Genomic DNA, 25,674 nt, shown 5'->3' with positions numbered 1-25,674 from the left:
CCTCGTCTAATATGGCTAAGCTGCATGACCAGAGGCTTTTATCGGCCCGGGATCGAGAATTACCGGAGCGTTTATGCGTTGGGCCGTGGGAGCGTTGCTGGGAGTCTGCCTGAGCGCGGCGGCGGCCGAGCCCCCGCTGCGTTTCGTCGTGGCTGACAGCTGGGCAATGCCGATGGTGCAACTGGAACGTGGCCGGCCGACCCAGGGCATCCTCCACGACATCATGCTCAGCCTGGCAACGCAGGTCGGTGTGCCGGCCGAATTTCACGTCCTGCCGCGTACCCGGGTGCAGAACGCCATGGAACGCGGCGAAGTCGACGTGCGCTGCTATGCCGCACAATCGTGGCTGCCGAATCAGTCCGGGGATTACATCTGGAGTATTCCGCTGCTGTTCCAGCGCGACCTGCTGATCAGCCGCCGGGATCAACCACCCCATGTCGATCCCGCCCGCCTCCCGCGCCAATCGATCGGCACCGTACTCGGCTACAGCTACCCGACCCTGCAACCACTGTTCGACGCCAACCGCCTGCAACGCGACGATGCGCGCAATCAGGAGCAAGTGCTGGAAAAACTGCTGGCCGGCCGCTACCACTTCGCCGTGAGCAATCAATGGACGCTGGACTGGTTCAATCAGCGCCTGCTGCCCGAGCAGCAACTGCAAGGGGTGGCGGTGCTGCAGGAACAACATGTCGGCTGTTACGTGAGGAATGATCCGCAGGTGCCGGTGCAGCGGATCTTGCGTACGTTGCTGCGGATGAAAATGTCGGGGGAGATTGATGACATTATCCGGTTGTATACCGGGTCCTCTGAAAACACCCCATAACTCCTTGTGGGGGAGTGTTGTCAGGTGCTCAGTAACCGTGCGACTCGCGGAATTTCTGGTAGTCGTGAAACTCGATCCATTCGACCACGTCGTACGGCAGAAACAGCTGCTGCCGGGCGCGGGAAATGGCGATGTACACGGCGCAGATCCGCTCATCGAACGCATAGGCGTCCTTGAACTTGACGTTGGTCAGCAGCTCGGGCGTCAGCAGCACCCGGTCGAACTCCATGCCGCCCGCCTCCTGCGCCTGCATCAGCAGGCAGCTTTTGCCGGGGCCACCGATCATCCGGTTCAGGCGGGTCAGATCCGCCACCTTGAAGCCCTTTTGCAACTCGGCCTCGACCCACAGAAACGCCTCGTCGAACTGATTGGCATCGCGTACATGCTGCCAGTCGGGCAAGTCGCTGAAATACCGATGCGGCCCCTTTTCGCTGTGCTCGGCACTGTAGAAGTCGACCCTGAACAGCTCGATGGCGGTGGTCATGAAGTGTTCGAGGTCGCGCTGCGCTTTCATGTCGGCAAAGCTGAACAGGCAATTGGCATCGTGCAATTGCATGGCCCACTTCATCGTGTCCCACGCTGACGCCGTCAGCACCACGCAACCTTCAGGCGGCACAAAGCCCTGTGGATAAAACTCGATGCCGACGTCCGCCTCGCGCGCGCCTTCGAAAGGCACCTTGCTCTTTTCCGAGTGCCGGGAAATAAGCGGATTGACCAGACGCTCGACGTTACGCCCCGAGCGGACCGAATAGGTGATATCGCTCTGGCGCACTTCGCGCTTTCTTCTGACCAGATCGCGGCTGGCGTGCTGGTACTCATCGCCCAGGGTAATCAGCACCTGGCGGCCGCGTTCGATGATCTGCAGCAGCGAGGCGGGAATGTCCTGGCTCTCGTCGATCAGCACGTGAGTATAGCGAGGCGGCACCACGCAGCCGGCCAGACTCGCGCGTTTGATCAACAACAATGCTTCGAAGCCAGTCTGTCGGCCCCATGCCGGGTTGGCCTCGAGGTAAGTCCAGACTCGACTGGAATACTCCAGCAGCACCTTGGATTCGAGACTGGACAACGACAGCTGGAAATACGGCAGATGCTGGGCGCTCAGGCTGTAGTCCCGGGACTGACAGTAGCGCTCGAGGGTTTCCAGGCAAACGTTGAAGGTGCGTTGCCCGTCATGGCCGCGAAAGCCGAGGATATTCAGCTCCTGCGCCACCTTCTGCTTGCTCGCCAACCTGGTAACCGCCCCTGCCGGCTGCGGTTTGCGGCCGTGAATCAGCCCGCGCGCGAAGGCTTCGAAGGTGATGCCGGGCTTGCGGTCAGCGGTCACGCCCATGCGCTGGCAGAGCGTCGCGAGTTTCTCCGGCGTGCGTGCCAGCAGCAGGGTTTTCTGAGGTGGCAGGCATTCGGTCAAGGCCCCGAGCAAATGGCTCTTGCCAATCCCGGCATAGCCTTGCACATGCAGGTCTTCGTCCAGATTGGCGCGGAAAGTCCTGACCAGTTTGTCTTGCGCCGTGCTCAGCCAACGCTCGCGATGGATCGGGCTGATCATCTGTTGGCTGAACGGATTATTCACGGCGTGATGCCGAGTCTTGAACTCGTCATCCCATTTGCCGTCGGGCAGCAGGTAATCCTGCGCCGACACTTCCTCAGTCAACAGCAACCGCAGGTTCAGTCGCCGGATGGCATTCAGCCCGAAATACAACTGACGCGGATCGAACAGTCGCTGCGCTTCCGACAATAACCCTGCCCGGCCATCGACCGCCCAGGCGATCAGCCTGGCCAGGACCTTCTCCGCCGCTGCTGCGGTGAGATCCTTTTCGGCGGCCTGAGCCAGATTCTGGATGACCAGCACCGCGGCCAGTTGCGCATCCGTCAGCTCGCCGAGGATTTTCGCGCCCTCGGGCTGCAACAGGCTTGTGCAGGTTTCATCCGTCACGGGCAAGTAAACGGCGGTGGATAAATCGTGATGTTCCGGGTGCATACAACCTCGTAGCCAGGGCGCGAACTTGTCAACGACGCGCGCAGCAAGACGGTGGAGTATGCCACTGTTCAACCTCGGTGGCTGAACAGGCATTGGGGATATTGCCTTCGCGAGCAGGCTCGCTGCCACCAGGATTGGGGTGAAGACTCAAATCGCAGGCATAAAAAAACCGCAGTGGGCGAAACCCATGCAGTTCGGTGTTGATTCGTTCGATGTTCGTTAAGGTGGTAACCCTACCAGCCACACCCCGGCACACAATGTTCCCGCTGTGGCTGCTGCCTTCCGGCTCTGACCAGGTTCACGGGTAATCGTTGCGGGGGGACCGATAGGGTCACCATAACGACACTCACCTGTCGGCGAGCCGCGCCATTGTACCTATCTGAAGCGAAGTTACAACCGTTGGTTTCAGATTAAAAATATGAAGGGCTTCAAGCACTTGCTATTGCGCCTGGAGCACCTCGTCCGCCCTGCCGCCCGCCTGCTGGATCACCAGATGGATAAAGTGCAGCTTGGCAATCGCCGCCGCCGGCAGCACGAACGGGTAGAAATCCGGTTGACCCATGCTGCGGGACAGCTCGTTGAGCATACCGGCCAGTTCGATCCACGCATTGACGAACGAGAGGAATGCCGCGCCGCCAGGGTGCTGCGGGTCGTACAGGGTGCTGGGTGGAAACGGCTGGTAGTCGAAATCCATTTCACGCGCACTCATGCCGAAACCCAGCGCGGTGTCCACCGCGTCCATCATGTGCAGGTAGTGCGCCCAGGTTTCGGCCCAGTCTTCCCACGGGTGCATGGTCGCGTAGGCGCTGACGTAATGTTGCGGCCAGTCCAGCGGTGCGCCCTGCTGATAGTGACGGTCCAGCGCTTCGGCGTAGCTGGCGCGTTCATCGCCAAACAGGCTGCGAAAGGCTTCAAGCCACGGGCCGTTGGCAATCAGCCGATCCCAATAGTAATGCCCGACTTCATGCCGGAAATGCCCGAGCAGCGTGCGGTAGGGTTCATGCATCGCCGCCCGCACCTGCTCGCGGTGAGCGTCGTCGGCTTCTTTGATGTCGAGGGTGATCAGGCCGTTGGCGTGGCCGGTCATTGGCGCATTGCCCTCAAGATCGACGCCAATGAAGTCGAAGGCCAGGCCGGTGTCTTCATCCACGCTCTTCGCAATGACCGGCAGGCCGAGGGTGATCAACTGCGCAACGAGGCGCCGCTTGGCGATTTCGACTTTGCGCCAGCGCTCGGGATTTTCCGGGGCGGACAGATCGGGAATGGTGCGGTTGAGGCTGCAGGCGACGCACAAGGCATCATCGACATTGGCGGGAAGCAGCCAATTGCATGCGGCGGGGGTATCGAGGTTGGCGCAGCGGCGAAAGAGGCCGGCATCGGGATCGGCATCCAGCGTCCAGGTGCCGTTCTCCACACCGGGCGACAATGACGTGATGCGACTTTCTTCAGGCTGGTAGCCCAGCGCCGCATTGCAGGCCAGGCACTGGCTGTTGCGAAAGAACAGTGACTGGCCGCAGCGGCACGGCCAGATTTTGCTGTTGCGTGAAGACTCGCCCATGAACGGCGCGACGATGCGAGAACTGAGCTGCTCGAAAAAGCGGTACATGGCGATCTCTCCCTGGGGCTTGCCAAGACTAGATCATTGCCAGGACAACATCGTTCCCACGAGTACCACGAGGCAATCATTGTGGTGAGGGGGCAAGCCCCCTCACCACAGGGTTTTGCGTTAAACCTGAAGGCCGTGGGTTTTGAGGAATGCGATAAACGCTTCTTCGTCCATCACTTTCACACCCAGCTCATTGGCTTTGGTGAGTTTCGAGCCAGCACCGGGACCTGCGACCACGCAATGAGTTTTCGCCGACACTGAGCCGGCCACTTTCGCGCCCAGACTTTCGAGATGTTCCTTGGCCACATCACGGCTCATCAGCTCAACCTTGCCGGTCAGCACCCAGGTCTCGCCGGACAGCGGCAAACCTTCGACGACTTTCTTCTCGCTCTGCCAGTGCATGCCGAAATCGCGCAGTTGCTTTTCGGAATCTTTGGCAAGCTGTTGATTGTCTTTCGACTTAAAGAAATCGCGAACCGAATTCGCCTGCTTCTCCGGCAGCGCCTGTCGCATGTCCAGCCAGTCGGCGTCCATCACCGCTTCCAGCGAACCGAACTTGTCCGCCAGTTTTTGCGCGCCGCCCGGGCCGACCGAAGGAATGTGCAGCTTGTCGAGGAAGCCACCCAGCGTGGTGCTGGCCGCAAACTCGGCGCCCAGCTCGCCCTGATCCTGAATCTGCAGACCGTGCCCCAGCAGTTCGGTGATCACCTGCTGGTTGTGCGCATCCTCAAAGAAGCTGTGAATCTCGTGAGCCACTTCCAGCCCGACGTCCGGCAGGTAGGTCAGCACTTGCGGCAACGCTTGCTGAACGCGCTCCAGCGAACCCAGCGAGCGCGCCAACACCTTGGCCGTCTCTTCGCCGACATCGGGAATACCGAGGGCGTAGATGAAGCGCGCCAGCCCTGGCTTCTTGCTGTCTTCGATCGCAGCCAGCAGCTTGTTGCTGGAGACCTCGGCGAAGCCTTCCAGATCGACAATATCGTCGAATTTCAGCGCATACAGATCGGCCGGCGAACTGACCAGACCTTCGTCAACCAGTTGCTCGACGCTCTTGTCGCCGAGACCTTCGATGTCCATGGCGCGGCGCGAGACGAAGTGGATGATCGCCTGCTTCAACTGCGCGCCACAGGCCAGTCGGCCGACGCAGCGATACACCGCGCCTTCGCTGATGGTTTCCTTGCCTTTGCTGCGCTTGACCAGTTGCGTGCGCTCGACGTGGGAGCCGCAGACCGGGCAACGCTCGGGAATCTGCACGGCGCGTGCATTCTCGGGACGACGATCCATGACCACTTGCACCACTTGCGGGATCACGTCACCGGCGCGGCGGATGATCACGGTGTCGCCAATCATCAGCCCCAGACGCGCCACTTCATCCATGTTGTGCAGCGTGGCATTGGCCACGGTGACGCCGGCGACCTTGACCGGCTTCAGACGCGCCACCGGGGTGACGGCGCCGGTGCGGCCGACCTGGAATTCCACATCGAGCAGCTCGGTAAGCTCTTCCATCGCCGGGAATTTGTGCGCGATCGCCCAGCGCGGTTCGCGGGCGCGGAAGCCCAGCTCGCGTTGATCGGCAATGCTGTTGACCTTGAACACCACGCCGTCGATTTCGTAGGCCAGCGCGTTACGTCGCTCGCCGATGTCGCGGTAGTAATCCAGGCATTCACCGATGCCTTTGGCCAGTTTCAGCTCATGGCTGATCGGCATGCCCCACGCCTGCAATTGCTTGAGGTTGCCGATGTGCGTATCGGCGATATCGTGAGATACCTGACCAATGCCGTAGCAGCAGAATTCCAGTGGGCGGTTGGCGGTGATCTTCGAATCCAGCTGACGCAGGCTGCCTGCCGCGGCGTTGCGCGGGTTGGCAAAGGTTTTGGCGCCGACTTCCAGTTGCGAGGCGTTGAGGCGCTCGAAACCGGCCTTGGACATGAACACTTCACCGCGCACTTCCAGGGTCGCAGGCCAGCCTTCGCCATGCAGCTTGAGCGGGATGTTGCGCACAGTGCGCACGTTGACGCTGATGTCTTCGCCGGTGGTGCCATCGCCACGCGTGGCGCCGCGCACCAGCACGCCGTCCTGATACAGCAGGCTGACCGCCAGGCCATCGAGTTTCGGTTCGCAGCTGTATTCCACCGCCGCGCCGCCACCGAACAGATCACCGGCCGGCAGATCCAGCCCTTCGGTCACCCGGCGATCGAACTCGCGCATGTCGGTTTCTTCGAAGGCGTTGCCAAGGCTGAGCATCGGCACTTCGTGACGCACCTGGGTGAACGCGGTCAGGGCCACGCTGCCGACCCGCTGGGTCGGCGAATCGCTGGTAATCAGTTCCGGGTTGGCCGCTTCCAGCGCCTTGAGCTCGTGGAACAACCGGTCGTACTCCGCGTCCGGAATGCTCGGCTCGTCGAGGACGTGGTAACGGTAGTTGTGCTGATCGAGTTCAGCGCGCAGCTCTAGAATGCGGTTTTTGGCGGCGGTCATGGGTGTTCTCTCATAAAGCAAAAGAGCAGCCGAGGCTGCTCAATCCATATTGCCGATTGCCTCTGATCACGAGGCAATCTTATCAATCAGCGCTTCTGGGTCAGGGCGCGACGTTCGAACTCGACGATGCGCTGACGGTAGTGCTCGATCGTTTGCGCGGTCAGAACGCTGCGCTGATCATCTTTCAGCTCGCCGTTCAACTCCTGCGACAGCTTGCGAGCGGCGGCCACCATCACATCGAAAGCCTGCTTCGGATGACGCGGGCCTGGCAGACCAAGGAAGAAGCTCACCGCCGGGGTGCTGAAATGGTCGATGTCGTCCAGATCAAAGATGCCCGGTTTGACCGCATTGGCCATGGAGAACAGCACTTCACCGTTGCCGGCCATGCTTTCGTGACGGTGGAAAATATCCATCTCACCGAAACGCAGACCGCTTTCCAGGATGTTCTGCAACAGCGCCGGGCCTTTGAAGCCGGCAGCGTCGCGACAGATCACGCTGATCACCAGCACTTCTTCAGCTTGCGGTTGATCCTTGTCGGCCACCGCCGGCGACGGCTTGATGTCCTCGACAAAATCATCGTCACGGCTGCTGAAGCTCGGGCCGCCGTCCAGATCCAGGTCAAGGTTCAGGTCGCCCTGGGCCGGACCATTGCTGCCACGCTTGCCACGTTTGGAGCCGGATTCGCGAGGCTCGCGTGCTTCGCGGGCCGGCATGCTCACCGACGGCAGATCGTGTTCGTCCAGTTGCGGCTCTTTATGGGTGTCCAATACGCGGGCCGGGCCCAACAGCTCAGCGCTGGTGTCCTCGTCCGGCAGGTTGGACAGACTTCGGTCAAGACGGAATTTCAGTTTTCCCTTGCCGCCGCGCATACGGCGCCAGCCATCGAAAAGAATACCGGCTATCACAATGATGCCGATGACGATCAGCCACTCGCGCAGACCGATTTCCATGTAATCCCGTGCCTCTATAAAAAATGCTGAAAAATAAGGGGTTTACACTGTGCAAACCGCTTTAAAACGTGGCGCCAACTCTATGTTCTGACAGGCGTTTTGCCCACGTATACGAAAAATTGACATTAAACTAGCACGACCAAAGACAACTTTACACCGTCTGTCACATTGGCTTGCGCGAATATGTCGATTGGCCAGCAAGTCGAAGTCGGTAAAAAAGTCCTACAGAACATCAATACCCTTCCGACACCACGCTGGCTCAGGCGTCCACCATCGCCATCGCCTCCTCGACATCCACGGCTACCAGACGCGAACAACCCGGTTCGTGCATCGTCACACCCATCAGTTGATCGGCCATTTCCATGGCGATCTTGTTGTGGGTGATATAGATGAACTGCACGGTCTGCGACATCTCTTTAACCAATCGTGCGTAGCGTCCAACGTTAGCGTCATCCAGTGGCGCGTCAACTTCATCGAGCATGCAGAACGGCGCCGGGTTCAACTTGAAGATGGCAAAAACCAGTGCCAGCGCGGTCAGGGCTTTTTCCCCGCCGGAGAGCAAATGGATGGTGCTGTTCTTCTTCCCTGGCGGCTGCGCCATGATCGTTACCCCTGTATCGAGTAGATCTTCGCCCGTCAGTTCCAAATACGCGCGCCCGCCACCGAAAACTTTTGGAAAAAGTGCCTGTAAACCGCCATTGATCTGATCAAAGGTATCTTTGAAACGGTTACGGGTTTCCTTGTCGATCTTGCGAATGACGTTTTCCAGCGTTTCCAGCGCTTCGACCAGATCGGCGTCCTGCGCATCCAGATAACGTTTTCGCTCGGATTGTTGCGTGTATTCGTCGATGGCAGCGAGGTTGATCGCGCCCAGGCGCTGAATCCGCGCATTGATCCGCTCGAGTTCATCTTCGGCGGCGCGCTCACTGGCTTCAGGGGTCAATGTCGCGAGCACGCCATTGAGATCGTAGCCGTCTTCGAGCAATTGATCCTGCAACGCCTTGCGGCGCACGGTCAGCGCTTGCCATTCCATGCGCTGCTGTTCGAGCTGGCCGCGGATCAGTTGCGATTGCTGCTCGGCCTGGGTCCGGCGTTTTTCCGCCTCACGCAATTCGCGGTCGGCATCCTCCAGCGCGATCTGCGCGGTCTTGAGTTCTTCGTCGACCGTCATGCGCTTGTCGAGCAACTCTTCGAGTTTCAGGCGCAGCTCTTCCAGCGGCGCCTCGCCCTCCTCCAGATTCAGGCTCAACTGCTCGCGTTTTTCAGTGAGACGCTCGGCCTGCATTTCCAGACGCTCAAGCGCCTGGCGCGTGGAGTCGTGCTGCGCGCGCAACGAGCCGAGACGCACAGCCAGTTGATGCGCGTGATCCTTGTGCTGCCGCGCTTCCTGACGCACGCGGTCGAGGCGCTCGCGCAGGCTGTCGCGCTGGGCCAGCAGCAACTCGCGCTGCTCGGTGTCCAGCGCCATGGCATCCAGCGCTTCCTGCAACTGCATGCGCGCTTCGCCGACCTGTTCGTGCTCAAGCTCGCGTTGTTCGCCGAGCTCTACCAGCTCTTCATCGAGGCGCGTGCGACGCAGGGTCAACTGTTCGGCCTTGGCCTTACCGGCGGACAGTTGGGCTTTCAGTTCACCTTGCGAACGGGCTTCGTCTTGCAGCAAGCGACGCAAATGTTCGCGGCCGTTTTCCTGCTGGCGCTGCTGTGCACGCAAGGTCTGCAAACGGGTTTCCATGGCTTCGACCGTGGCTTCGCGCTCTTCGCGCTCGGCATGCAGCGTCTCGATTTCCTGACCACGGGCGAGCATGCCGCTCTCGGCTTCACTGGCGCGGCGCACGCGCAAAAAGTGTCGACCGACCCAATAACCATCGCGGCTGATCAGGCTCTGCCCGGCAGTCAACTGACCGCGCAGGGCCAGCGCCTGCTCCAGGCTGTCGACCGGTTTGACCTGGCCCAGCCAGGGCGACAGATCAATTGGCGCTTCGACTTTATCCAGCAGGCTGCCTGCCACCCGCACGCCATCACTGGCGGGGCTGAGCAAGCGCAGATCACCCTGAGTGAAACCGGACAAGTCGAAGCCGCTGAAATCGTCGACCAGCACCGCTTGCAGGTCGGCGCCGAGCACGGTTTCCACCGCGAGCTCCCAACCCGCCTCGACCTTCAGGCCTTCGGCCAGACGCGGGCGTTCGGCGAGGTTGTGTTCACGCAGCCATTCGGCGGTGCCAGTGCCCGGATCAAGCGCGGCCTGCTGCAAGGCTTCCAGCGACGCCAGACGACCGTTGAGCCGCTGCAGATCACCCTGCGCCTGTTGCTGCGCGGTCAGCGCCTGCTGCAATTCCTGACGCAGTTGCTCAAGCTTTTCGACCTGAGCTTCTTCGCTGGTCTGCAAGTCTTCAAGGGTCGCTTCGGACTCGGCGAGTTGTTCGTTGAGCGCCATGATCGCCGCGTCTTCCGGATCAGCCGAAAGCAAGTCGCGCTCCTCGGCGAGCCGCTTTTGCCGGTCGGCCAGGCGCTCCATGCTGGTTTCCAGCTGCTGGATGCGTGACTGCTGCACTTCGGCCTGACGCCGTGGCTCGGCGGCGGTCAGGTTGAAGGTGTCCCACTGCTCCTGCCAGCCGTGCATGACACTTTCGGAATCTTCCAGCGCAGCGGCGGCTTCTTCGGCGGCGGCGCTGGTGACTTCCTGCTCGGGGGTGAGCATGTCCAGTTCTTCGCCGAGGGTCAGCAGCAGCGTGCGGTCGTGGCCCAGGTGCGATTCGGTTTCCAGGCGCGCGCGCTCGGCCTCTTTCAGATCGTCCTGCAACTGGCGCAGGCGTTGCTGGCCGTGCTGGATGCTCTGCTCGACCCGGGCGATGTCGCCGCCGACCGAATAGAAGCGCCCTTGCACCAGATTGAAGCGTTCGGACAGTTCATGGTGCCCGTCGCGCAAGCGCTCGATGGCTGCATCGGCATTGCGCTGCTCGGCGACCAGCGCCTCGAAACTGACTTCCTGGGTGCCGATGATCGACTCGCGCTGGCCGACCTGATCGTTCAGATCCTGCCAGCGCAGGGCCGACAGTTGCGCCTTGAGTTGACGCTCCTCGGCTTTGAATTCCTGATACTTCTTGGCGGACTCGGCCTGACGGTGCAAGCGTTCGAGCTGGCGTTCGAGTTCTTCGCGCAGGTCGGTCAGACGGGCAAGGTTTTCGTGGGTGCGGCGGATGCGGTTTTCGGTCTCGCGCCGGCGCTCCTTGTACTTGGAGATACCGGCCGCTTCTTCGATGAAGTTACGCAGGTCTTCGGGCTTGGACTCGATCAGCTTGGAGATCATCCCCTGCTCGATGATCGAATAACTGCGCGGGCCGAGACCGGTGCCAAGGAAGATATCGGTGATGTCGCGGCGACGGCATTTGGTGCCGTTGAGGTAATACGTGGTCTGGCTGTCGCGGGTCACCTTGCGACGGATGGAAATCTCCGCGTAGGCCGCGTACTCGCCAAGCAGTGTGCCGGCGGAATTGTCGAACACCAGTTCGATACTTGCCTGACTGACCGGTTTGCGGCTGGTCGAGCCATTGAAGATGACGTCGGTCATCGACTCGCCACGCAGGTTTTTCGCCGAGCTTTCGCCCATTACCCAGCGTACGGCATCGATGATGTTCGACTTGCCGCAACCGTTCGGCCCGACGACCGCCGCCATGTTACTGGGGAAGTTCACCGTGGTCGGGTCGACGAAGGACTTGAACCCCGCCAGTTTGATGCACTTCAGCCGCACCTTCAGGCAACCGTCAGGGCGGAAACCACCAGATCGCAGCTGCGCTGGGCATAAGCCGTCAGCACGATGCGGATCTGCGGCAAATCACGGGCGAGGACGGCGGCCAGCAGGCGCTCGAACAGTTCGAGGAACTCGCTCATTTCGGCCTTGCGCTGTTCGAGGGCGAGAAAGTACGCACGGCTCATGGCCGGCTGCAGGTTCTCGACGGTCTCTTGCAGGTACGGATTGTTGGCGAACGGGTACGCAGCGCGCATCACGCTGAAACTGTCATCGACGAAGGTGCGGATGTCCTGACGCTCGTAACTGGCAGTCAGGCGCTGCTGGATCTGCACGAACGGCGCCATGTCGGCCTGGGTCTGCCAGCCATTGGCGACCGCGTTGCCGAGCAGGATGTACAGTTCGCTCATCAGCGTGCACAGGCTCTGCACCTTGTGCGCGGTGAGTTCGGTGACATGGGCGCCACGTCGCGGCAGGATCGCGATCAGGTGGCGGCGTTCGAGAATCAGCAGGGCTTCGCGGACCGATCCGCGGCTGACATTGAGGGCCAGCGTGACCTTCTGTTCCTGAATGCGCTCTCCCGGCTTCATTTCGCCACGAATGATGCGTTCGGCGAGGTGGTGAGCAATTTGCTCGGCGAGGCTGTCCGGCGCCTTGAACGTCATGGTTGTCCTTCAAACTCTTCGATCTGCACAAGCGGCGCAGTGTAGCGCAAATGCGGGCTCATGGCGGAGTGCCCGCAGCGCGGTTTTTGGCACGATTCAAGCAAAAAAAGCAGTGGATCCGCTCAGGGTCAATACTCAATGGAGCACAGGTTAATCGACAAAACGGATTTTCCTGACCTTTAAGTCAGAAAACCATTGACCGAAAAGTCAGACCTGCTAAATTCGGCTCAAGTCGGTTAACAACAATAATGAGTCTGCGAGGCCTTCCGTGATCCAGTTTTTACTTAACCAGGAACTCCGTAGCGAGCACGCCCTGGACCCGAACCTGACCGTGCTCAATTACCTGCGCGAACACGTAGGCAAATCCGGCACCAAAGAAGGCTGCGCCAGCGGCGACTGTGGCGCCTGCACCGTGGTGGTCGGCGAGTTGCAAACGGATGACGACGGCCGCGAACACATTCGCTATCGCAGCCTCAATTCGTGCCTGACCTTTGTTTCGTCGCTGCACGGCAAACAACTGATCAGCGTCGAAGACCTCAAGCACCAGGGCGAACTGCACAGCGTGCAGAAAGCCATGGTCGAGTGCCACGGCTCACAGTGCGGTTTCTGCACCCCCGGTTTCGTCATGTCACTGTTCGCCCTGCAAAAGAACAGCGATGCGCCCGATCATGCCAAGGCCCACGAAGCGCTGGCCGGCAACCTCTGCCGTTGCACCGGCTACCGGCCAATCCTCGCCGCCGCCGAGCAATCGTGCTGTGGCAAGCAACCGGACCAGTTCGATGCCCGCGAAGCCGAGACCATCGCCCGCCTCAAAGCCATCGCCCCGACCGATATCGGCGAACTCAACAGCGGCGACAAGCGCTGCCTGGTGCCGCTGACCGTCGCCGATCTGGCTGATCTCTACGACGCTTACCCACAAGCGCGGCTGCTGGCTGGCGGCACCGATCTGGCGCTGGAAGTCACCCAGTTCCACCGCACCCTGCCGGTGATGATCTACGTCGGCAACGTCGCCGAAATGAAGCGCATCGAAACGTTCGAAGAGCGTATCGAAATCGGCGCTGCCACCGCCCTCTCCGACTGCTACGAAGCGCTCAACGCCGAGTACCCGGACTTCGGCGAGCTGCTGCACCGCTTCGCCTCGCTGCAGATCCGCAACCAGGGCACCCTCGGCGGCAACATCGGCAACGCCTCGCCGATCGGTGACTCGCCACCGCTGCTGATCGCCCTCGGCGCGCAAGTCGTGCTGTGCAAAGGCGAAACCCGCCGCACCCTGAACCTGGAAGATTACTTCATCGACTACAAGGTCACCGCGCGCCAGGAAAGCGAATTCATCGAGAAGATCATTGTTCCGCGCGCCAGCGCCGAGCAGTTGTTCCGTGCCTATAAAGTCTCCAAGCGTCTGGATGACGACATCTCTGCCGTCTGCGCCGCCTTCAACCTGCGGGTCGAAAACGGTGTGGTCACCGATGCCCGCATGGCCTTCGGCGGCATGGCCGCGATTCCGAAACGCGCTGCCCACTGCGAAGCCGTACTGCTCGGCCAGCCGTTCAACAACGCCGTGGTCGAACGTGCCTGTACCGCACTGGCCGAAGACTTCACGCCACTCTCGGACTTCCGCGCCAGCAAGGAATATCGCCTGCTCAGTGCGCAGAACCTGCTGCGCAAATACTTCATCGAACTGCAAACACCGCACATCGAGACTCGGGTGACCGCTTATGTCTAACCATCACGGCGTAGAGAAAACTCAAGCTGAACTGGCTGAACTGTTCGCCAGGGACCTGACCACCGGCGTCGGCCGCAGCGTCAAGCACGACAGCGCCGCCAAGCATGTGTCCGGTGAAGCGCAGTACATCGATGATCGCCTGGAATTTCCGAACCAGCTGCACCTTTACGCACGCATGTCGGACCGCGCCCACGCGAAAATCATCAGCATCGACACCAAGCCTTGTTATGCCTTCGAAGGCGTGCGCATTGCGATCACCCACGAAGACGTGCCGGGTTTGAAAGACATCGGCCCATTGATGCCTGGCGACCCGTTGCTGGCCATCGACGACGTGCAATTCGTTGGTCAACCGGTGCTTGCCGTTGCCGCCAAAGATCTGGAAACCGCGCGCAAAGCCGCCATGGCCGCGATCATCGAATACGAAGACCTCGAACCGGTACTGGACGTGGTTGAAGCCCTGCGCAAACGTCATTTCGTGCTCGACAGCCACACCCATCAGCGCGGCGATTCGGTTTCCGCGCTGGCGACGGCTGAGCATCGCATTCAGGGCACGCTGCACATCGGCGGTCAGGAACACTTCTACCTGGAGACGCAAATCTCCTCGGTGATGCCCACCGAAGACGGCGGCATGATCGTTTACTGTTCGACGCAGAACCCGACCGAAGTGCAGAAACTGGTCGCCGAAGTGCTCGACGTGTCGATGAACAAAATCGTTGTCGACATGCGCCGCATGGGCGGTGGTTTCGGCGGCAAGGAAACCCAGGCCGCCAGCCCGGCATGCCTGTGCGCCGTGGTCGCCCACCTCACCGGCCAGCCGACCAAGATGCGTCTGCCGCGCGTCGAGGACATGCTGATGACCGGCAAGCGTCACCCGTTCTACGTCGAATACGACGTCGGCTTTGACAGCACCGGTCGCCTGCACGGGATCAACATGGACTTGGCCGGCAACTGCGGCTGCTCGCCGGACTTGTCGGCGTCGATTGTCGACCGGGCGATGTTTCACTCGGACAACTCGTACTACCTCGGTGACGCAACGATCAATGGTCACCGCTGCAAGACCAACACCGCGTCGAACACTGCCTACCGTGGTTTTGGCGGCCCGCAAGGCATGGTCGCGATCGAAGAAGTGATGGACGCGATTGCCCGGCACCTCAACCTCGATCCACTGGCCGTGCGCAAGGCCAACTACTATGGCAAGACCGAGCGTAACGTCACCCACTACTACCAGACCGTCGAGCACAACATGCTCGAGGAAATGACCGCCGAACTGGAAGAAAGCAGCCAGTATCACGAACGCCGCGAAGCGATCCGGCGCTACAACGCCAACAGCCCGATCCTGAAAAAAGGCCTGGCGCTGACCCCGGTGAAATTCGGCATTTCCTTCACCGCCAGCTTCCTCAATCAGGCCGGTGCACTGGTGCACGTCTACACCGACGGCAGCATCCACCTCAACCACGGCGGCACGGAAATGGGCCAGGGCCTGAACACCAAGGTCGCGCAGGTGGTGGCCGAAGTGTTCCAGGTGGAAATGGACCGGGTGCAGATCACCGCGACCAACACCGACAAGGTGCCGAACACCTCGCCGACCGCCGCCTCCAGCGGTGCCGACCTTAACGGCAAGGCAGCGCAGAACGCCGCCGAGATCATCAAGCAGCGGCTGGTGGAATTTGCCGCGCGGCACTACAAGGTCAGCGAAGAAGACGTCGAATTCCACAACGGCCACGTGCGCGTGCGTGACCACATCCTGACCTTCGAAGCGCTGATCCAGCTGGCGTATTTCAATCAGGTGTCGCTGTCGAGCACCGGGTTCTACAAGACCCCGAAAATCTACTATGACCGCAGCCAGGCCCGTGGTCGGCCGTTCTATTACTTCGCCTTCGGCGCGGCATGTTGCGAGGTGATCGTCGACACCCTGACCGGCGAGTACAAGATGTTGCGCACCGACATCCTCCACGACGTCGGCGCCTCACTGAACCCGGCAATCGACATCGGCCAGGTCGAGGGTGGCTTCATCCAGGGCATGGGCTGGCTGACCATGGAAGAGCTGGTGTGGAACAACAAGGGCAAGCTGATGACCAACGGCCCGGCCAGCTACAAGATCCCGGCCGTGGCCGACATGCCGCTGGACCTGCGGGTGAAGCTGGTGGAAAACCGCAAGAACCCGGAAGACACGGTGTTCCATTCCAAGGCTGTGGGTGAGCCGCCGTTCATGCTCGGGATTGCTTCGTGGTGTGCGATCAAGGATGCGGTGGCCAGCCTTGGCGACTACAAGCATCAACCGCAGATCGACGCGCCGGCGACCCCGGAGCGGGTGTTGTGGGGTTGTGAGCAGATGCGCCAGTTGAAAGCGGTGAAAGCCGTCGAGGCTGAAACCGAGTTGGCTCCGCTTTAAGGACCGAGGCGCGGCCTTCGCGAGCAAGCCCGCTCCCACAGGGATATGTGCTGACTGTTGGACTGGTGCAAATCCAAATGTGGGAGCGGGCTTGCTCGCGAAGAGGCCCGAACAGACAACGACAGATGTCGAGGTGAACATGTACAACTGGATCGACGCCCTCGCCGACCTGCAGAACCAGGGCGAACCCTGTGTTCTGGTGACGATCATCGAAGAACTCGGCTCGACCCCGCGCAATGCCGGCTCGAAAATGGTCGTCAGCGCGAATCAGACCTTCGACACCATCGGTGGCGGGCATCTGGAATACAAAGCCATGCAGATCGCCCGCGAAATGCTCGCCAGCGGTAAGCAGGACACCCATCTGGAGCGCTTCAGCCTCGGTGCCAGCCTCGGCCAGTGCTGCGGCGGCGCCACGGTGTTGCTGTTCGAACCGATGGGCCAGGTGCAGGCGCAGATTGCTGTGTTCGGCGCCGGCCACGTCGGCCGCGCACTGGTGCCACTGCTCGCCAGCCTGCCCTGCCGCGTACGCTGGATCGATTCGCGGGAAGAGGAATTCCCCCAACAGATCCCCCACGGCGTGCGTAAAATCGTCGCCGATGAGCCTGTGGATGAAATCGACGACCTGCCCGCCGGCAGCTACTGCATCGTCATGACTCACAACCATCAGCTGGACCTGGAACTCACCGCCGCGATTCTCAAGCGCAACGACTTTGCCTACTTCGGCCTGATCGGCTCGAAGACCAAACGCGCCAAGTTCGAACATCGCCTGCGTGATCGCGGTTTCGACAGCGGCGTCGTGCAACGCATGCGCTGCCCGATGGGCATCGGCGAAGTCAAAGGCAAGCTGCCTGTGGAAATCGCCATCTCCATCGCCGGCGAAATCATCGCCACCTATAACGCCAATTTCGGCCAGCACACCGCCAGCGCCGAACCGATTGCCAAACTGCTGCCGGTTTCCCGGCGCAGCCAGGCCGCCAAACTCAAAGCCTCAAACTGATTAGAGAACCCTCATGCCTCTGACTCGCAAAGCCTACCGCGCCGCCATCCTGCACAGCATCGCCGACCCCGCCGAAGTCGGGATCGAAGCCTCCTACGAATATTTCGAGGATGGCCTGCTGGTGGTCGAAGGCGGCAAGATCAGCGCCCTTGGCCACGCCAGCGACCTGCTGCCGACCCTGCCGGCAGACATCGAGATCACGCATTATCAGAATGCGCTGATTACTCCGGGCTTCATCGACACCCACATCCACCTGCCGCAAACCGGCATGGTCGGCGCCTACGGCGAGCAACTGCTCGATTGGCTGAACACCTACACCTTCCCGTGCGAAAGCCAGTTCGGCGACAAGGCTCATGCCGACGACGTCGCCGACATTTTCATCAAGGAACTGCTGCGCAACGGCACCACCACCGCGTTGGTGTTCGGCAGCGTGCACCCGCAGTCGGTGAACTCGTTCTTCGAAGCCGCCGAGAAGCTCGACCTGCGGATGATCGCCGGCAAGGTGATGATGGACCGCAACGCTCCGGACTACCTGACCGACACCGCCGAATCGAGCTACGTCGAGAGCAAGGCGCTGATCGAACGCTGGCACGGCAAGGGCCGTCTGCACTACGCGGTCACCCCGCGCTTCGCCCCGACCAGTACCCCGGAACAACTGACCCTCGCCGGCCAGTTGCTCACCGAATACCCGGATCTGTACATGCAGACCCACATCAGCGAGAACCTCAAGGAAATCGAGTGGGTCAAGGAACTGTTCCCGGAGCGCAAGGGCTACCTCGACGTTTACGATCACTATCAATTGCTCGGCGAGCGCTCGGTATTCGCCCACGGCGTGCACCTGTGCGATGACGAGTGCGCGCGCCTGGCCGAGACCGGCTCGGCGATCTCGTTCTGCCCGACCTCGAACTTCTTCCTCGGCAGCGGCCTGTTCAACCTGCCAATGGCCGAGAAGCACAAACTGAATGTCGGCCTGGGCACTGACGTCGGCGGCGGCACCAGTTTCTCGCTGCTGCAAACCCTCAACGAAGCCTACAAAGTGATGCAACTGCAAGGTGCGCGCCTGAGCCCGTTCAAGTCGCTGTACCTGGCGACCCTCGGTGGCGCGCGGGCGCTGCGTCTGGAAGACAAGATCGGCAACCTGCAACCGGGTTCCGACGCCGACTTCCTGGTACTGGATTACAACGCTACACCGCTGCTGAGCTATCGCCTGAAGCAAGCCAACAACATCGCCGAAACGCTGTTCGTGTTGATGACGCTGGGGGATGACCGGACGGTGCAGCAGACGTATGCGGCGGGCGCGCTGGTGCATCAGCGCTAGTTTTCTGCGGGCAAAAAAATCCCCCGGTGGTGTTAGCCCCGGGGGATTTTTGTTGCCTGCTGGATCGTATTCGCGAGCAAGCCCGCTCCCACAGGGGGGTATCAGTCACTCACAAATCTTGTGTTCACTGAGGGTCCGGTGTGGGAGCGGGCTTGCTCGCGAATGCCGCGACTCGGTGCCGGTCAGAGCTTGGCCGCAGGCCGCCCAGGCTTCTTGGTCTGCAACAGATGCGAGAACACCGCATGCAGGTCGTCCGAAGCGCTTTCCTCGTCGAGGTTGAGCTTGCTGTCGATGTGGTCCATGTGATGCATCATCAGGTCCACCGCCAGTTCACCGTTGCGCGCTTCGATGGCGTCGATCAACTGGGTGTGTTCGTCATACGAGCAGTGCGAACGGTTGCCGCTTTCGTATTGAGCGATGATCAGCGACGTCTGCGAGACCAGGCTGCGCTGGAAGCTGATCAGTGGCGCGTTTTTCGCCGCTTCAGCCAGTTTCAGGTGGAATTCGCCCGACAGCCGGATACCGGCGCCGCGATCGCCACGGGAAAAGCTGTCGCGTTCGTCGTTGACCATCTGGCGCAACTCGGCGATCTGCTCGGCAGTGGCATGCTGCACCGCCAGTTCGGTGATCGCGCGCTCTACCAGACGCCGTGCCATGAACACCTGACGCGCTTCTTCAACGCTCGGGCTGGCGACCACAGCGCCACGGTTCGGCCGCAACAGCACCACGCCTTCATGGGCCAGACGCGACAGCGCGCGGCGAATGATGGTGCGGCTGACCCCGAAGATTTCCCCCAGCGCTTCTTCGCTCAATTTTGTGCCGGGCGCCAGACGCTGTTCGAGGATGGCCTCGAAGATATGCGCGTAGACAATATCGTCCTGGGTTCCGCTGCGGCCGGCTTTGCCTGCTCGCGGTTGTTTCTTGAGGGGTTGCAACTGTTCGTTCATGGGCACTCGAGTCGGGAGAACTGCGGCGAATAGACCGTGACTGTAATACGGCACAGTAGGTCGCTGGCAAGTATCGCGTAAAAAACAGCGCGATTGTACACAATGGAAGGTGGCAACACGACTGTATGGCTGTTTGTGTCCACGGCTGTATTGCAACGATCCGTTACGATTGAGTTTAGGCTTGATCGCAGAATCCGCCTTTTACACACAATCCCCCTGTGGTGTGGCGGGGATCTTCATCTGTATAAGGAACATCGCCGTCATGAACGACGCCACCTACACCCGGCTGCGCCCGCTCGCCGACACTTCGCCTTCGGCCATCGTCGCCGGGTTCATTGCGATGATGACTGGCTACACCAGTTCCCTGGTGCTGATGTTTCAGGCCGGGCAAGCGGCGGGCCTGAGCAGCGGGCAGATTTCCTCGTGGATCTGGGCAATCTCGATCGGCATGGCGGTGTGCTCGATCGGCCTGTCGCTGCGCTACCGCACGCCGATCACCATCGCCTGGTCGACACCGGGCGCGGCCCTGCTGATCACCAGTCTGGGCGGCGTCACGTACGGCGAGGCCATCGGCGCCTACATCACCTGCGCGGTGCTGGTAACGATCTGTGGCCTGACCGGCAGCTTCGAACGCCTGGTGAAAAAGATCCCGGCCTCGCTGGCAGCGGCGTTGCTGGCGGGGATTCTGTTCAAGATCGGCAGCGAAATCTTCGTCGCCGCGCAGCACCGCACCGGGCTGGTGCTGGGGATGTTCTTCACTTACCTGGTGGTCAAGCGCCTGTCGCCGCGTTACGCCGTGCTGGCTGCGCTGCTGATTGGCACCGCACTGTCGGGCTTCATGGGCCTGCTGGACTTCAGCGGCTTTCATCTGGAAGTGGCGACGCCGGTGTGGACCACGCCGCATTTTTCGCTGGCCGCGACCATCAGCATCGGCATCCCGCTGTTTGTGGTGGCCATGACTTCGCAAAACATGCCCGGCATCGCCGTGCTGCGCGCCGACGGCTACAACGTTCCGGCCTCGCCACTGATCACCACCACCGGCATCGCCTCGCTGCTGCTGGCGCCGTTCGGCTCCCACGGCATCAACCTCGCGGCCATCAGCGCGGCGATCTGCACCGGGCCGCACGCCCATGAAGATCGCAACAAGCGCTACACCGCCGCGGTGTGGTGCGGGATTTTCTACGGGATTGCCGGGGTGTTCGGCGCAACTTTGGCGGCGTTGTTTGCCGCGTTGCCGAAAGAACTGGTGCTGTCGATTGCCGCGCTGGCGCTGTTCGGCTCGATCATCAACGGACTGAGCATTGCCATGACCGAAGTGAAGGAACGTGAAGCGGCGCTGATCACCTTCATGGTCACGGCGTCGGGGCTGACGCTGTTTTCCATCGGTTCGGCATTCTGGGGGATTGTGGCGGGTGTGCTGACGTTATTGATCCTGAATTGGCGCAAAACCCAGGCATAAAAAAACGGCGACCCGAAGGTCGCCGTTTTTTTCAGTATCACTTAGCCGCGTTGATCGGCTTTTCCGGATACCAAACGTCCAGCAGCGGGCTGACGGTCATGCCGGTCAGTTCGCTACGGTTTTTCAGCCAGGCTTCAACGGCAGCGCGCTGCTCTTCGTTGACCGAGCCACGCTTCTGCAGGCACACCAGACCGAAGTCGTCGCCGCCGACATAGCCCAGACCGTTGGCTTCCATGGCTTCTTTGATGAATGCTTCGAGGAAAGCGTCAATGGCTTCTTCGGACAAGTCTTCTTTGAAGTCCAGGTTCAGTTCGAAACCCAGCTCTTGGAATTCATCAACGCACAGTTTTTTGCGCAGACGCTGGGAACGGTTAGTCGCCATTGGAACAATCCTCTTAAGTAATAACGGCCGGCACTTTACCAGTTTAAGCGGTCAATTGCCCGACTCTCTGGGTACCGTGGCCGACCAGCTGTAAAAAAAATAACGAAATGGCCGCCACGGGCAAGGCACAAGCTGTTACACCTTGGGGCATAATGCCGACACTTTCATGACCACTGAGGGCTTTTTCATCCATGCCCTCGTTATTTTTCCCCTCTTCTGCAGGGTTTTAATTCATATGATCAAATCGTTGCGTCCACTGTTTCTCGCCGGCCTTCTTCTGCCCCTGGCCCTGCCGGTTTCTGCGGCCACCATCAACACCGCCCTCACGCCTAACGTCGAAAAAGCCCTCAAGGCCAGCAAACTGCAGCCCACTGCACTGTCGCTGGTGATGATCCCGCTCGACGGCCCGGGCAACCCGACCGTGTACAACGCCGACGTCTCGGTCAACCCGGCCTCGACCATGAAACTGGTCACCACCTACGCCTCGCTGGAAATGCTCGGCCCCAACCATCAGTGGAAAACCGAGTTCTACACCGACGGCGACCTGAGCGGCGGCATCCTCAACGGCAACCTGTACCTCAAGGGTGGCGGCGATCCGAAGTTGAACATGGAAAAACTCTGGCTGCTGATGCGCGACCTGCGCGCCAACGGCGTGACCCAGGTCACCGGCGACCTGATCCTCGACCGCAGCTTCTTCATCCAGCCGCAACTGCCCGAGTTCAACGACGACGGCAACGACGAGAACAAGCCGTTCCTGGTCAAGCCGGACTCGCTGCTGGTCAACCTCAAGGCCCTGCGCTTTGTGGCGCGCAATGACGGTGGCCGGGTGCTGATCTCGGTGGAGCCGCCGATTGCCAGCGTGCACATCGAGAACACGGTCAAGGCGCTCAATTCCAAACAGTGCACCGGTGGCGTGCGCTACAACCCGGTGACCCAGCCTGATGGCAGCGTGACCGTGACCGTCGCCGGTCAACTGGGCGATGGCTGCAGCTCGCAGACTTACCTGTCGCTGCTCGACCACGCGACCTACACCGCCGGTGCTGTGCGCGCGATCTGGAAAGAATTGGGGGGCAGCATTCAGGGCAAGGATCGCCTCGCCGCGACCCCGAGCAGCGCCAAATTGCTGGCCCGCGCCTATTCGCCGGATCTGGCGGAAATCATCCGCGACATCAACAAATACAGTAACAACACCATGGCCCAGCAGCTGTTCCTGAGCCTGGGCCAGAAATACCGCAACGAAGCCGACGGTGACGACGCCAAGGCCGCGCAACGCGTGGTCCGCCAATGGCTGGCGAAGAAAGGCATCACCGCGCCGCACCTGGTGATGGAGAACGGCTCCGGGCTGTCGCGCGCTGAACGCGTCAGCGCCCGCGAGATGGCCAACATGCTGCAAGCGGCCTGGCACAGCCCGTACGCCGCCGAGTACATCAGCTCGCTACCGATTGCCGGCACTGACGGCACCATGCGCAAACGCCTGAAGACCACCGCAATGCGCGGCGAAGCCCACGTCAAGACCGGCACCCTGAACACCGTGCGTGCCATTGCCGGCTTCAGCCGTGACGTCAATGGCAACACTTGGGCGGTGGTGGCGATCCTCAACGACAAGGCCCCGTTCGGCGCATCGTCGGTGCTGGATCAGGTGCTGCTGGATCTGTACAAGCAGCCGCGCTTGCCGCAGACCGCTTCGGCGCTGTGAAAACACAGCCGATCTAATGTGGGAGCGGGCTTGCTCGCGAAGGCTTCGTGTCAGTCACCAAAAATACTGACTGAACTGACGCATTCGTGAACAAGCCCGCTCCCACAGGGGATTGGCGTAACAGGCTAGCTCATCTGCTCAACCCGATCCCGTCCGGCCTGCTTCGCCGCGTACACGCCCGAATCCGCTCGCAACAACAGCGCATCTGCGCCCTCCCCCGGTCGCCAGCTGGCGATGCCGAAACTGGCCGTCACCACCCCGACCACATCCACCGGCGAACTGCGCAGCCCCTGCCATAACTCCTTGGCAAGGATATAGGCGTGCTTGCCGTCGATGTCCGGGCACAGCACCATGAATTCCTCGCCGCCCAGACGGCAGAACACATCGGTGCGGCGCAAGCGATGGCCGATGCGCTCGCACACCGCCTGCAACACGCGGTCGCCCACGGCATGGCCGTACTGGTCGTTGATCCGTTTGAAGTGATCGATGTCGAGCATGATCACCGACAGCTCGCCGCCGCCACGCTCGACCCGGGCCATTTCGGTGGTCAGGCGTTCCTGGAAATAACGCCGGTTGTGGATGCCGGTCAGTGAGTCGGTAACCGACAGCGCCCGCAGTTCCTCTTCCACCCGCTTCAGATCGGAAATGTCCGAGATGTAGCCGTGCCACAGCACACCGCCGCCCGGCAGCTCTTCCGGCGTCGCCTCACCGCGTACCCAGCGCAGGCCGCGCTCGGGCAACTGCACGCGGTATTCCTCGCGCCACGGGCTGAGGCTGTCTGCCGACGCCCGGATCGAGCTGCGAACCCGCGAGACATCCTGCGGATGAATGCGGGTGAAAATTGCCTCGGCATTGAGCAGCAGCACATCCGGCTCCAACTCGTAGATCTCGCGGATGCCGTCGCTGGCGTAGATCACGCTGAAGCGTCCGTCGAACTCCATCTTGAACTGGTAGATGCCGCCGGGCACATGGGCGCTGAGTTTTTTCAGCAGCACATCCCGCGCCGCGAGTGCCTCGTGCACGCGCTTGCGCTCGGTGATGTCGATGCAAATCGCCAGATGACCGACCCACAGGCCCTGTTCATCGAGCACCGGGGTGGCGAGCATGTTCACCGGCAGATGACTGCCATCGCTGCGCACCAGCGTCCACTCGCGCGCCTCATGACCGCCCACCTCGCCGCCCTCGACCAGCATCGCGTGACAGGTCGGAATGCTCTTGCCGTAACGCGCGCTCAACTCCGCCGAGCGCGCTGTGAGTTCGCGCGGCAGGTGCAGGTTTTCCAGAGTCATATGGCCAACGACATCGGCGCTGCTGTAGCCGAGCATCTGTTCCGCGCCGGGGTTGAAGGTGTTGATCACCCCGCGCAAATCGGTGGCGATGATTGCAACCTGGGTCGCGGCGTTCAGCACCCCGCGCAATTGACCGTGGGTGCCGCGCAGTTCCTGCTCGCGAGCGTGCAGTTCCTGAGTGCGCAGTTCGACCATGCGCAAGGCGCGCTGGCGCTGGCTGACCAGCACGTAGAGCAACGCGCTGAGCAACACACTCAATAATCCGCCGAGAATCACCACACTGCCGACTGACGAATGATTGGCCTGCATAAATGCTTCGCTCGGCAGAATATCGACCTGATAGTCGTGATCGGCCAGGCGTACAAGGCGCGTCGCCGACAATTCACTGGCGGCCGGTTGATTGCTCGACTCGAACAGTACCTCGTGTTGATCGCTGGTCGACAGATCGAGGATGCGCACCGAGAGGTAGTCATGGAACGCATCCGGCAAACCATCGGCCAGCAACTGACGCATGCTGATCACCGCCATTACGTAGCCAAACGGCCGCCGCCCGGCCTCACGGGTTACGGGCGCCACCAGCAGCACACCGCGCGCGTAAGAGGGTTCGATACTTACCAGGTGCATCGGTTGCGACACCGCAAGATTGCCGAGTTTTTCGGCGCGCTGCAGGGTGTCGCGGCGCAGCGGTTGCGCGAGCAAATCGTAGCCCAAGGGCGAGCCGAGGCGGCTCTGGGTCTGGCTGTACAACACCGGCACGTATTCATCACGCACGGCCGCCAGTTGCAGTTCGTCCTGTGCGTTGAGTTCGCGAATGGTAAAGGTGTTCAGGCCTTCGTCCCGCACACGCTGCTCGAACGCCGGGCGCTCGGCCGCACTGACCCGCGGCGCATACGAATAGGCCTGGGTGCGCAGTAATAGAGGTTGGGTGTAGCCGTCGAACTCGGCACGGGACACGGATTCGGAGTTGGCGAAGAAACGGCGCAGACCGTCGAGGCGCTGCTCCTGATCCTGAAAGCGTTCTTCGATGCGGCTGTAGCGCTCATTGGCGAGCAGTTGAAAACGCTGAAGCAATTGATGATGAAACTGATTGAGGGTGGCCCAGGCGAGCAGCCCCGTGAGAATCCCGCCGGCGAGCAATACCAGCAGCGCGACCAGCCAGGCCGAGACTTCTTCGCTGATAAAACCCAGAATCCTTGGGCGCACGGGGTGCAACGACATAAGGGCAA

Annotated in this window: 16 protein-coding genes and 1 other RNA gene; 7 read left to right on the top strand and 10 right to left on the bottom strand. The window is 61.1% G+C overall.

Annotated features, from left to right (window positions below; translation table 11 throughout):
• Positions 1–73 precede the first annotated feature (73 nt).
• Entirely contained in the window at positions 74–823 is a 750-nt protein-coding gene (locus AC1UK9_RS09765) for a substrate-binding periplasmic protein (RefSeq protein WP_482579931.1), read from the top strand.
• 28 nt (positions 824–851) lie between these two features.
• On the opposite strand, the gene AC1UK9_RS09760 is transcribed toward AC1UK9_RS09765, so the two are convergent.
• The 7 genes from AC1UK9_RS09760 to AC1UK9_RS09730 form a co-directional block, all read right to left on the bottom strand.
• On the bottom strand, positions 852–2,801 hold the full coding sequence (locus tag AC1UK9_RS09760; RefSeq protein WP_482579930.1) for a hypothetical protein: 1,950 nt from the start codon (positions 2,799–2,801) through the stop codon (positions 852–854).
• Between the two features lie 231 nt (positions 2,802–3,032).
• Positions 3,033–3,129, bottom strand: an RNA gene (gene ffs, locus AC1UK9_RS09755) — signal recognition particle sRNA small type.
• A gap of 111 nt (positions 3,130–3,240) precedes the next feature.
• On the bottom strand, positions 3,241–4,407 hold the full coding sequence (locus AC1UK9_RS09750; RefSeq protein WP_482579929.1) for a zinc-binding metallopeptidase family protein: 1,167 nt from the start codon (positions 4,405–4,407) through the stop codon (positions 3,241–3,243).
• A 120-nt stretch (positions 4,408–4,527) separates the two neighbouring features.
• The gene (ligA, locus tag AC1UK9_RS09745) at positions 4,528–6,885 is read right to left on the bottom strand and encodes an NAD-dependent DNA ligase LigA (RefSeq protein WP_482579928.1); all 2,358 of its coding nucleotides are present in this window, start codon (positions 6,883–6,885) and stop codon (positions 4,528–4,530) included.
• 86 nt (positions 6,886–6,971) lie between these two features.
• The gene (gene zipA / locus AC1UK9_RS09740; RefSeq protein ID WP_025110345.1) at positions 6,972–7,835 is read right to left on the bottom strand and encodes a cell division protein ZipA; all 864 of its coding nucleotides are present in this window, start codon (positions 7,833–7,835) and stop codon (positions 6,972–6,974) included.
• A gap of 259 nt (positions 7,836–8,094) precedes the next feature.
• Positions 8,095–11,583 carry a chromosome segregation protein SMC gene (smc, locus tag AC1UK9_RS09735; RefSeq protein ID WP_025110344.1) on the bottom strand — a complete coding sequence of 1,163 codons (3,489 nt, stop codon included), beginning with the start codon at positions 11,581–11,583 and terminating at the stop codon, positions 8,095–8,097.
• A gap of 2 nt (positions 11,584–11,585) precedes the next feature.
• The gene (locus tag AC1UK9_RS09730; protein ID WP_025110343.1) at positions 11,586–12,245 is read right to left on the bottom strand and encodes a GntR family transcriptional regulator; all 660 of its coding nucleotides are present in this window, start codon (positions 12,243–12,245) and stop codon (positions 11,586–11,588) included.
• A gap of 268 nt (positions 12,246–12,513) precedes the next feature.
• Between AC1UK9_RS09730 and xdhA the strand changes: the two genes are divergently transcribed.
• The 4 genes from xdhA to guaD all read left to right on the top strand — a co-directional run bounded on the left by xdhA (position 12,514) and on the right by guaD (position 18,675).
• Positions 12,514–13,968: a xanthine dehydrogenase small subunit gene (gene xdhA, locus AC1UK9_RS09725; RefSeq protein ID WP_473015034.1), complete on the top strand. Its 1,455-nt coding sequence runs from the start codon at positions 12,514–12,516 to the stop codon at positions 13,966–13,968.
• Positions 13,961–16,360 carry a xanthine dehydrogenase molybdopterin binding subunit gene (gene xdhB, locus AC1UK9_RS09720; protein ID WP_025110341.1) on the top strand — a complete coding sequence of 800 codons (2,400 nt, stop codon included), beginning with the start codon at positions 13,961–13,963 and terminating at the stop codon, positions 16,358–16,360. The genes xdhA and xdhB overlap by 8 nt, the downstream gene beginning before the upstream one ends.
• A gap of 139 nt (positions 16,361–16,499) precedes the next feature.
• The gene (gene xdhC / locus AC1UK9_RS09715) at positions 16,500–17,357 is read left to right on the top strand and encodes a xanthine dehydrogenase accessory protein XdhC (RefSeq protein ID WP_482579927.1); all 858 of its coding nucleotides are present in this window, start codon (positions 16,500–16,502) and stop codon (positions 17,355–17,357) included.
• 13 nt (positions 17,358–17,370) lie between these two features.
• Positions 17,371–18,675: a guanine deaminase gene (gene guaD, locus AC1UK9_RS09710; RefSeq protein WP_473015031.1), complete on the top strand. Its 1,305-nt coding sequence runs from the start codon at positions 17,371–17,373 to the stop codon at positions 18,673–18,675.
• A 182-nt stretch (positions 18,676–18,857) separates the two neighbouring features.
• Here the strand turns inward: guaD and AC1UK9_RS09705 are convergent, their stop codons facing one another.
• The gene (locus AC1UK9_RS09705; RefSeq protein WP_007961054.1) at positions 18,858–19,622 is read right to left on the bottom strand and encodes a GntR family transcriptional regulator; all 765 of its coding nucleotides are present in this window, start codon (positions 19,620–19,622) and stop codon (positions 18,858–18,860) included.
• A 262-nt stretch (positions 19,623–19,884) separates the two neighbouring features.
• Between AC1UK9_RS09705 and AC1UK9_RS09700 the strand changes: the two genes are divergently transcribed.
• The gene (locus tag AC1UK9_RS09700; protein WP_025110338.1) at positions 19,885–21,081 is read left to right on the top strand and encodes a benzoate/H(+) symporter BenE family transporter; all 1,197 of its coding nucleotides are present in this window, start codon (positions 19,885–19,887) and stop codon (positions 21,079–21,081) included.
• Positions 21,082–21,118: 37 nt separating this feature from the next.
• Here AC1UK9_RS09700 and AC1UK9_RS09695 read toward each other — a convergent pair whose 3' ends face one another.
• Positions 21,119–21,463, bottom strand: coding sequence for a YggL family protein (locus tag AC1UK9_RS09695; protein ID WP_003223308.1), 345 nt, complete (start codon positions 21,461–21,463; stop codon positions 21,119–21,121).
• Between the two features lie 235 nt (positions 21,464–21,698).
• Here AC1UK9_RS09695 and dacB point away from each other — a divergent pair, with 235 nt between their 5' ends.
• The gene (dacB, locus tag AC1UK9_RS09690) at positions 21,699–23,159 is read left to right on the top strand and encodes a D-alanyl-D-alanine carboxypeptidase/D-alanyl-D-alanine endopeptidase (RefSeq protein WP_025110337.1); all 1,461 of its coding nucleotides are present in this window, start codon (positions 21,699–21,701) and stop codon (positions 23,157–23,159) included.
• Positions 23,160–23,284: 125 nt separating this feature from the next.
• Here the strand turns inward: dacB and AC1UK9_RS09685 are convergent, their stop codons facing one another.
• On the bottom strand, positions 23,285–25,666 hold the full coding sequence (locus tag AC1UK9_RS09685) for a sensor domain-containing diguanylate cyclase (protein ID WP_473015030.1): 2,382 nt from the start codon (positions 25,664–25,666) through the stop codon (positions 23,285–23,287).
• Between the last annotated feature and the right edge of the window lie 8 nt (positions 25,667–25,674).

This window comes from Pseudomonas sp. AK-TSAG1-1, assembly GCF_056821665.1.
The sequence above is the reverse complement of the archived record's forward strand: the minus strand, read 5'-3'. Positions and strand labels throughout refer to the sequence as shown.

What these genes read in the sequence shown, in the direction of transcription:
- AC1UK9_RS09765 (WP_482579931.1), top strand. Translation starts at nt 74, where the DNA reads ATGCGTTGGGCCGTGGGAGCGTTGCTGGGAGTCTGCCTGAGCGCGGCG.
- guaD (WP_473015031.1), top strand. Translation starts at nt 17,371, where the DNA reads ATGCCTCTGACTCGCAAAGCCTACCGCGCCGCCATCCTGCACAGCATC.
- AC1UK9_RS09705 (WP_007961054.1), bottom strand. Translation starts at nt 19,622, where the DNA reads ATGAACGAACAGTTGCAACCCCTCAAGAAACAACCGCGAGCAGGCAAA.
- zipA (WP_025110345.1), bottom strand. Translation starts at nt 7,835, where the DNA reads ATGGAAATCGGTCTGCGCGAGTGGCTGATCGTCATCGGCATCATTGTG.
- AC1UK9_RS09695 (WP_003223308.1), bottom strand. Translation starts at nt 21,463, where the DNA reads ATGGCGACTAACCGTTCCCAGCGTCTGCGCAAAAAACTGTGCGTTGAT.
- ligA (WP_482579928.1), bottom strand. Translation starts at nt 6,885, where the DNA reads ATGACCGCCGCCAAAAACCGCATTCTAGAGCTGCGCGCTGAACTCGAT.
- xdhB (WP_025110341.1), top strand. Translation starts at nt 13,961, where the DNA reads ATGTCTAACCATCACGGCGTAGAGAAAACTCAAGCTGAACTGGCTGAA.
- dacB (WP_025110337.1), top strand. Translation starts at nt 21,699, where the DNA reads ATGATCAAATCGTTGCGTCCACTGTTTCTCGCCGGCCTTCTTCTGCCC.
- AC1UK9_RS09730 (WP_025110343.1), bottom strand. Translation starts at nt 12,245, where the DNA reads ATGACGTTCAAGGCGCCGGACAGCCTCGCCGAGCAAATTGCTCACCAC.
- AC1UK9_RS09750 (WP_482579929.1), bottom strand. Translation starts at nt 4,407, where the DNA reads ATGTACCGCTTTTTCGAGCAGCTCAGTTCTCGCATCGTCGCGCCGTTC.
- AC1UK9_RS09760 (WP_482579930.1), bottom strand. Translation starts at nt 2,801, where the DNA reads ATGCACCCGGAACATCACGATTTATCCACCGCCGTTTACTTGCCCGTG.
- xdhC (WP_482579927.1), top strand. Translation starts at nt 16,500, where the DNA reads ATGTACAACTGGATCGACGCCCTCGCCGACCTGCAGAACCAGGGCGAA.
- AC1UK9_RS09685 (WP_473015030.1), bottom strand. Translation starts at nt 25,666, where the DNA reads ATGTCGTTGCACCCCGTGCGCCCAAGGATTCTGGGTTTTATCAGCGAA.
- AC1UK9_RS09700 (WP_025110338.1), top strand. Translation starts at nt 19,885, where the DNA reads ATGAACGACGCCACCTACACCCGGCTGCGCCCGCTCGCCGACACTTCG.